The following is a 6,520-nucleotide window of genomic DNA, read 5'->3' on the forward strand; positions in this document are numbered from 1 at the left end:
CGCTTTTACCGTGAAGGGCTGGGGGCGATGAAGGTCTCGGCAACCCAGACCGGCCCGGTGCGCGCGACACTCAACGGTTGCGGCGCGATGCCGTTCCGGGTCGACATGGAGTGGGGCGGGCAACCGTGCTCGCTGCATGTGATCGACGTGATGGAGTTCGATGCCGACGGCAAGATCCGTTCGATGAAAGCCTACTGGAGTGAAGTTAACGTAACCCCGCGAGGTGCAGCATGAATCTGGAGCAGCGTATCGCCCGCCTGGAAGCGCTGGAGGACATCCGCCAGCTCAAGCATCGCTACCTCAACGCCTGCGACCTCAAGCAGGTCGAGGTGATTGCCGATTGCTTTGCCGAAGGTGAAGTGCTGATCGATTACGGACCGTTGGGGATCTTTTGCGAGCGCGACAGTTTTGCCGCGCTGTACCGCGAACTGGCCTGCCATGAGCGGGTGATCGACCTGCATCATGGCGCCAATCCGGAAATCGAGGTGCTGAGCGAGAGTGAAGCCCAGGGCCGTTGGGCCCTGTGGTATTTCAACCTGGATGGCGAGAGCGGGGCGACGCGGCAGCTGGGTGGCTTTTATCAGGACCGTTACCAGCGTATCGCCGGACAATGGAAGATAGTCGCCACCCGTTTTACCGCTCACTTGGAAGTGGCGCGTTCCTGAAGGCCGCTCACTCAAGAGCTGACCCAACCCATCCCCCCTGTGGGAGCGAGCCTGCTCGCGATGGCTGCGTGACAGGCAACATCAATTTTGAATGTGCCGGCCTCATCGCGAGCAAGCTCGCTCCCACAGGTTCAGTGGCCGTATGCAAAATCTGCGAACTACCCAAATCACTGTGGGAGCGAGCTTGCTCGCGATGGCGGCGTGTCAGGCAACATCAATGTTGAATATGCCGGCCCCTTCGCGAGCAGGCTCGCTCCCACAGTTTTTTGTGGTGACGCCGACATTGCGAGTATCCCCAATCCCCTGCGGGCTTGCCCGCGATGGCGGCGTGTCAGGCAACATCAATGTTGGATGTGCTGACAGCCATATCAGGATTCTGTGTACGGCCGGTTTCGTAGAAGGCCTTGAGGTTCTCGGCAATCTGTCGCACGACCTTGTTGAAGGCCTTGGCCAGCAATCCTTCAAACAGCCTGCCACCGCGCAGGCTGTAACTCATTTGCAGGGTGATGCGGGTCGCGTTGCCTTCGGCTTGCAAGGCATAACTGAAGCTCGCCTCGCGAAACGGAAAGGGCGAGTCATTGTCGCCCTTGTGCAACCGCAGCACGAAACCAGTGCCTTCCCGCCACTGCACCACGCTTTCATCCAGATACTGACCGCCCTTGCGCAACACCCGGCGACTGGCGCCGACGCCTTGCGTTGCGCCGGGATGAAACTGGCAACYGGTGAGCCCCGGTACGTAGTGTGGGGCGAGGCTCAGGTCGCGCAGTTTGATCCAGGCGGCTTGTTGCGTGAGGTTCAGTACAACGCTGTGGCTGGCTACGGGCATCTCGAAAGTCCTCTTATGAATGGGATTGGGCCGCATCGAGAAACGCCGGGCGTTCGCCTGCGCCATGCACCGCGATGTCCGCGCCACTGACGTAACGGGCCAGCGTCGAGGCCAGGTACAGGCAGGTGTCGCCGATGTCTTCCGGGGTCGCCAGACGTTGCAGCGGGATGGTCGCCGCCACCCGGGCAATGCCCGCGTCGTCACCATAATGCATGGCCGCCTGTTCGGTGAGAATCAGCCCGGCGGTGACGGCGTTGACCCGCACCTTCGGCGCCCATTCCACCGCCAGTGAGGTGGTCAGGTTCAGCAATCCGGCCTTGGCCGCGCCATAAGCGGCGGTGCCGGGGGAAGGGCGGGTGGCGCTGACGCTGCAGATGTTGATGATCGCGCCGCCATCGGCCTGGGCTTGCATCACCTGGTTGGCCTGCTGGCACAGGTTCAGTGGCGCAATCAGGTTCAAACGGATGATTGCCTCGCTGAAACGCGGCGAGGCTGTCGCGGCGTCGGCATTCGGTGAACCGCCGGCGTTGTTGACCAGCACATCGAGGCGCCCGAAGCGCTCGACGATTTGTGCGATCAAGCGCCCGGATTGCTCGACATCGCGCAGGTCACAGGGCAGGAACAGCGCCTCGCGCCCGGCGCTGGCCGGCAGGGTTGGCGGGGCTTCGCGACCGCAGATCACCACCTCGGCGCCGCAGTCCAGAAAGCGCTGAGTAATGCCGCGTCCGACACCTTTGCCACCGCCGGTGACCAGTATCACTTTGCCGTGAAAGTCCATTGGATCAAGCATGGGAATTCTCTTTCTGTCGCTCGGGTATGCCGTCGATGCTAGGTCTGTGGTCCCTGTAATCCAACGTCCGATGAGACTAGAGACTGTAGGAGCGAGCCTGCTCGCGATGGACGTCAACGAAAACGTGTTCTGCCTGACTGAACGCGTTGTCCTGGCGTTTTTCGCGAGCAGGCTCGCTCCTACAGGGGGGAGGCGTAGTCCTGTCGGACGATGTTGATCACCCGGCCCCTCGGAATAATCCGGCTACAACAACAGGCCGGGAGGACACCTTATGGGCGCTTCAGCGCAAGGGCACTTCGTTACGCTGCCGGATGGTTTGCAGCTGCGCTATGTGGATATAAGCGGGAAGGATGGCGGCAGCGGCGAGCCGGTGGTTTTCATTCACGGCAGCGGGCCGGGTGCCAGCGGGCACAGCAACTTCAAGCAGAACTACCCGGTGTTTGCCGAGGCCGGTTACCGGATCATCGTTCCCGACCTGCCGGGCTACGGCGCTTCGGACAAACCCGACACCCTCTACACCCTGGATTTCTTCACGGCCGCGCTGAGCGGTCTGCTCGACGCCCTGGACATCCAGCGCTGCGTGCTGGTCGGCAACTCCCTGGGCGGCGCAATCGCGATCAAACTGGCCCTCGACCAACCGCAGCGTGTCAGCCGTCTGGTGCTGATGGCCCCCGGTGGCCTGATGGAAAAGGAACAGTATTACCTGCAGATGGAAGGCATCCAGAAAATGGGTGCGGCTTTCGCCAAGGGTGAGCTGAACGATGCGGCGGGCATGCGTCGCCTGCTGGCCCTGCAACTGTTCGATGAAAGCCTGATCAGCGACGAGACGGTCAACGAGCGGGTAGCCGTGGTGCAACAGCAACCGGTGTGCGTGCTGTCGACCATGCAGGTGCCGAACATGACGTCGCGCCTGGGCGAGTTGCAGTGCCCGATCCTCGGCTTCTGGGGCATGAACGACAAGTTCTGCCCGTCCTCCGGTGCCCAGACCATGCTTGAACACTGCAGCAACATCCGCTTCGTGATGCTCAGCGAGTGCGGGCATTGGGTTCAGGTCGAGCATCGTGATCTGTTCAACCGCCAGTGCCTGGCATTTTTTCAGGAGGCCCGCGGATGAGCCTGCAATTGCGCCGTGAGTTCGGCGAAGAGCTTTATCAGGCGCTGCTCAGCGGCTCCACCCTGGCGCCGCTGACCGAGCGTTGGCCGTCGATCAGCATCGAAGACGCCTATCACATTTCCCTGTACGCCATTGAGCGTCGGGTGGCGGCCGGTGACCAGATCGTCGGCAAGAAAATCGGCGTGACCTCGGCGGCGGTGCAGCAGATGCTCAACGTGCATCAGCCGGATTTCGGCTTCATCACCCGGCAGATGTCCTTCGATAACGATGCGCAGATTTCCCTGTCGGCCAACAAACTGATCCAGCCACGGGCCGAGGGCGAGATCGCCTTCAAGCTCAAGCATGATCTGGTCGGCCCCGGCATCACCGAAGCCGACGTACTGGCTGCCACCGAATACGTGATGCCGTGCTTCGAGATCGTCGACTCGCGGATTCACGACTGGCGCATCCGCATCCAGGACACCGTGGCCGACAACGCCTCCTGCGGCGTGTTCGTGCTGGGCGACAGCCAGGTCGACCCCCGCGAGCTGGACCTGCCCAACCTGCGCATGCGCGTGTCCAAGAACGGTGAGCCCCTGAGYGAAGGCCTGGGTTCGGCGGTCCAGGGCAATCCGCTGACCGCCGTGGCCTGGCTGGCCAACACCCTGGGTGCCTTCGGCATTCCGTTCAAGGCCGGGGAAATCATCCTGTCCGGATCCCTGGTACCACTGGAACCGGCCCGTGCCGGCGACCACTTTTCGCTGACTATCGATGGCCTGGGCAGTGCCCGGGTGTCTTTCTGCGCCTGACTTTTGGAGTTTGACCCAATGAGCAAAAAACTCAGAGCGGCCATTATCGGCCCGGGCAACATCGGCACCGATCTGCTGATGAAAATGTGCCGATCGCAATGGATCGAGCCGGTGTGGATGGTGGGTGTCGACCCCGAATCCGAGGGCCTGAAACGTGCCCGGGAAATGGGCATCAAAACCACCGCCGGCGGCGTCGACGGCTTGCTGCCCCACGTCCTCGACGATGACATCCGTATCGCCTTCGATGCCACCTCGGCCTACGTGCATGCGCAAAACAGCCGCAAGCTCAACGAGCTGGGGGTGATCATGATCGACCTCACGCCAGCGGCCATCGGCCCGTTCTGCGTGCCGCCGGTCAACCTCAAGGAGCACGCGTCGAGCCTGGCGATGAACGTCAACATGGTCACCTGCGGTGGCCAGGCGACCATCCCGATGGTAGCGGCGGTGTCCCGGGTGCAGCCGGTGAGTTACGGCGAAATCGTCGCGACGGTTTCTTCCGGTTCGGTCGGCCCGGGTACCCGGCAGAACATCGACGAGTTCACCCGCACCACCGCCGGTGCGGTGGAGAAGATCGGCGGCGCCCGACGCGGCAAGGCGATCATCGTGATCAACCCGGCCGAGCCGCCGCTGATGATGCGCGACACCATCCACTGCCTGACCGATGACGAGCCGAATCAGGATGCGATCCGCACTTCGGTGCTGGAGATGGTCCGCGAAGTGCAGCGCTATGTGCCCGGCTACAAGCTGATCAACGGGCCGGTGTTCGACGGGCGCAAGGTGTCGATTTTCATCGAGGTCGAAGGCCTCGGCGATTTCCTGCCCAAGTCCGCCGGCAACCTCGACATCATGACCGCCGCCGGTTTGCGCACGGCCGAGATGTTCGCCGAAGAAGCCCACAAGGGCACCCTGCAACTGCCAGTCCGTTGAGTGGAGATGAGTATGAATTTGCAAGGTAAGAGCGTCCGTCTGCACGACATGAGCCTGCGCGACGGCATGCACGCCAAACAGCACCAGATCAGCATCGAACAAATGGTCTCGGTGGCCACCGGCCTCGATGCTGCGGGTGTGCCGCTGATCGAGATCACCCACGGCGATGGCCTGGGCGGTGCGTCGCTGAACTACGGTTTCCCCGCTCACAGCGACGAGGAATATTTCGCTGCGGTGATCCCGCAGATGAAACAGGCCAAGGTCTCGGCCCTGTTGTTGCCGGGGATCGGTACCCTCGACCACCTGAAGATGGCCCACGAACACGGTGTGTCGACCATTCGTGTCGCCACTCACTGCACCGAAGCGGACGTGTCCGGCCAGCACATCGGCATGTCGGCGAAGATGGGCCTGGACACCGTCGGCTTCCTGATGATGGCGCACATGGTCAGCCCGGAGAAACTGCTGGAGCAGGCGCGCCTGATGGAAAGCTACGGCGCCAACTGCATCTACTGCACCGACTCGGCCGGCTACATGCTGCCCGATGAAGTGACGCAAAAGATCGGTGCTTTGCGTGCCGGCCTGAATGCCGGGACCGAAGTCGGGTTCCACGGCCACCACAACATGGGCATGGCCATCGCCAACTCCCTGGCCGCGATCGAGGCCGGTGCTGCGCGGATCGACGGATCGGTTGCAGGTCTTGGTGCGGGGGCGGGCAATACGCCGCTGGAAGTGTTCGTCGCGGTGCTGGAGCGCATGGGCGTTAACAGTGGAATCGATCTGTACAAGATCATGGACGTGGCCGAAGACCTGGTGGTGCCGATGATGGACCAGCCGATCCGCCTCGACCGCGATGCCCTGACGTTGGGTTATGCCGGGGTCTACAGCTCGTTCCTGCTGTTCGCCAAGCGTGCTGAACAGAAGTACGGGATTGCCGCTCGCGAGCTGCTGGTGGAACTGGGCCGTCGCGGCACGGTGGGAGGGCAGGAAGATATGATCGAGGACCTGGCGCTGACCCTGTCACGGGCCCGAGGGGTTTTGCCAACCTGATCCTTGAAGCAACGAAAAAACCACCGGGATTCGGTGGTTTTTTATGGCTGTTGCAAACAGCACTCAAGGCAGCAGATTGCGCACCACTGGCGGGTAACAGTTGATGGCCATGCTCAAACAGCTGAAGTAGGCCGTGGTCGGTCGGTAGGCTTCATTCTTGAACAGTTGGCACAGGCTGGTGGAAGTACCCGCACAGAGGATGATGAACAGAGCACAAGTGGATTTGCGCATGGTGGCTCTCGACACGGTTTTATTGTTGTAGAAACAGGTTATGGCGGCGGTTCGCGASTGGCTTCGTCCGAATGGACTAGCCGATCGATTTGAAGCTGTCCCTTCACTTGTGGGTGCTCCCGGGACCTGTGC

The 6,520-nt window shown here is 61.9% G+C and carries 8 protein-coding genes and 1 pseudogene; 6 read left to right on the forward strand and 3 right to left on the reverse strand.

Translation table 11 applies throughout. The features are described from left to right. Positions 1-234: pseudogene (locus ACXRVY_RS13940) on the forward strand (steroid delta-isomerase); the annotation flags it as partial. Continuing rightward, positions 231-665 carry a nuclear transport factor 2 family protein gene (locus ACXRVY_RS13945; protein ID WP_223462631.1) on the forward strand — a complete coding sequence of 145 codons (435 nt, stop codon included), beginning with the start codon at positions 231-233 and terminating at the stop codon, positions 663-665. The pseudogene ACXRVY_RS13940 and the gene ACXRVY_RS13945, both read left to right, overlap by 4 nt. 331 nt (positions 666-996) lie before the next feature. Here ACXRVY_RS13945 and ACXRVY_RS13950 read toward each other — a convergent pair whose 3' ends face one another. After that, a complete protein-coding gene (locus ACXRVY_RS13950; protein WP_458237588.1) occupies positions 997-1,491 on the reverse strand; it encodes an SRPBCC family protein in 495 nt (164 codons plus the stop codon). 13 nt (positions 1,492-1,504) lie between these two features. Then, positions 1,505-2,281: an SDR family oxidoreductase gene (locus ACXRVY_RS13955; protein WP_223462633.1), complete on the reverse strand. Its 777-nt coding sequence runs from the start codon at positions 2,279-2,281 to the stop codon at positions 1,505-1,507. A 271-nt stretch (positions 2,282-2,552) separates the two neighbouring features. Here ACXRVY_RS13955 and ACXRVY_RS13960 point away from each other — a divergent pair, with 271 nt between their 5' ends. From ACXRVY_RS13960 to dmpG, 4 genes are read left to right on the forward strand one after another with little or no spacing between them, the layout of a single operon-like run. Then, a complete protein-coding gene (locus tag ACXRVY_RS13960) occupies positions 2,553-3,395 on the forward strand; it encodes an alpha/beta fold hydrolase (RefSeq protein ID WP_223462634.1) in 843 nt (280 codons plus the stop codon). Beyond that, positions 3,392-4,183, forward strand: a complete 792-nt coding sequence (locus ACXRVY_RS13965; protein ID WP_223462635.1) for a fumarylacetoacetate hydrolase family protein — start codon at positions 3,392-3,394, stop codon at positions 4,181-4,183. The genes ACXRVY_RS13960 and ACXRVY_RS13965 overlap by 4 nt, the downstream gene beginning before the upstream one ends. Before the next feature lie 18 nt (positions 4,184-4,201). Further along, a complete protein-coding gene (locus ACXRVY_RS13970; protein ID WP_223462636.1) occupies positions 4,202-5,110 on the forward strand; it encodes an acetaldehyde dehydrogenase (acetylating) in 909 nt (302 codons plus the stop codon). Positions 5,111-5,122: 12 nt separating this feature from the next. After that, positions 5,123-6,157, forward strand: coding sequence for a 4-hydroxy-2-oxovalerate aldolase (dmpG, locus tag ACXRVY_RS13975; protein WP_223462637.1), 1,035 nt, complete (start codon positions 5,123-5,125; stop codon positions 6,155-6,157). Between the two features lie 63 nt (positions 6,158-6,220). Here dmpG and ACXRVY_RS13980 read toward each other — a convergent pair whose 3' ends face one another. Continuing rightward, entirely contained in the window at positions 6,221-6,388 is a 168-nt protein-coding gene (locus ACXRVY_RS13980; protein ID WP_223462638.1) for a hypothetical protein, read from the reverse strand. Between the last annotated feature and the right edge of the window lie 132 nt (positions 6,389-6,520).

This window comes from Pseudomonas sp. P5_A2_2 (assembly GCF_054177685.1).

Bases quoted from the DNA above. Each gene is read 5' to 3' on its own strand.
- ACXRVY_RS13945 (WP_223462631.1), top strand. From the start codon at position 231: ATGAATCTGGAGCAGCGTATCGCCCGCCTGGAAGCGCTGGAGGACATC.
- ACXRVY_RS13955 (WP_223462633.1), bottom strand. From the start codon at position 2,281: ATGCTTGATCCAATGGACTTTCACGGCAAAGTGATACTGGTCACCGGC.
- ACXRVY_RS13960 (WP_223462634.1), top strand. From the start codon at position 2,553: ATGGGCGCTTCAGCGCAAGGGCACTTCGTTACGCTGCCGGATGGTTTG.
- ACXRVY_RS13970 (WP_223462636.1), top strand. From the start codon at position 4,202: ATGAGCAAAAAACTCAGAGCGGCCATTATCGGCCCGGGCAACATCGGC.
- dmpG (WP_223462637.1), top strand. From the start codon at position 5,123: ATGAATTTGCAAGGTAAGAGCGTCCGTCTGCACGACATGAGCCTGCGC.
- ACXRVY_RS13980 (WP_223462638.1), bottom strand. From the start codon at position 6,388: ATGCGCAAATCCACTTGTGCTCTGTTCATCATCCTCTGTGCGGGTACT.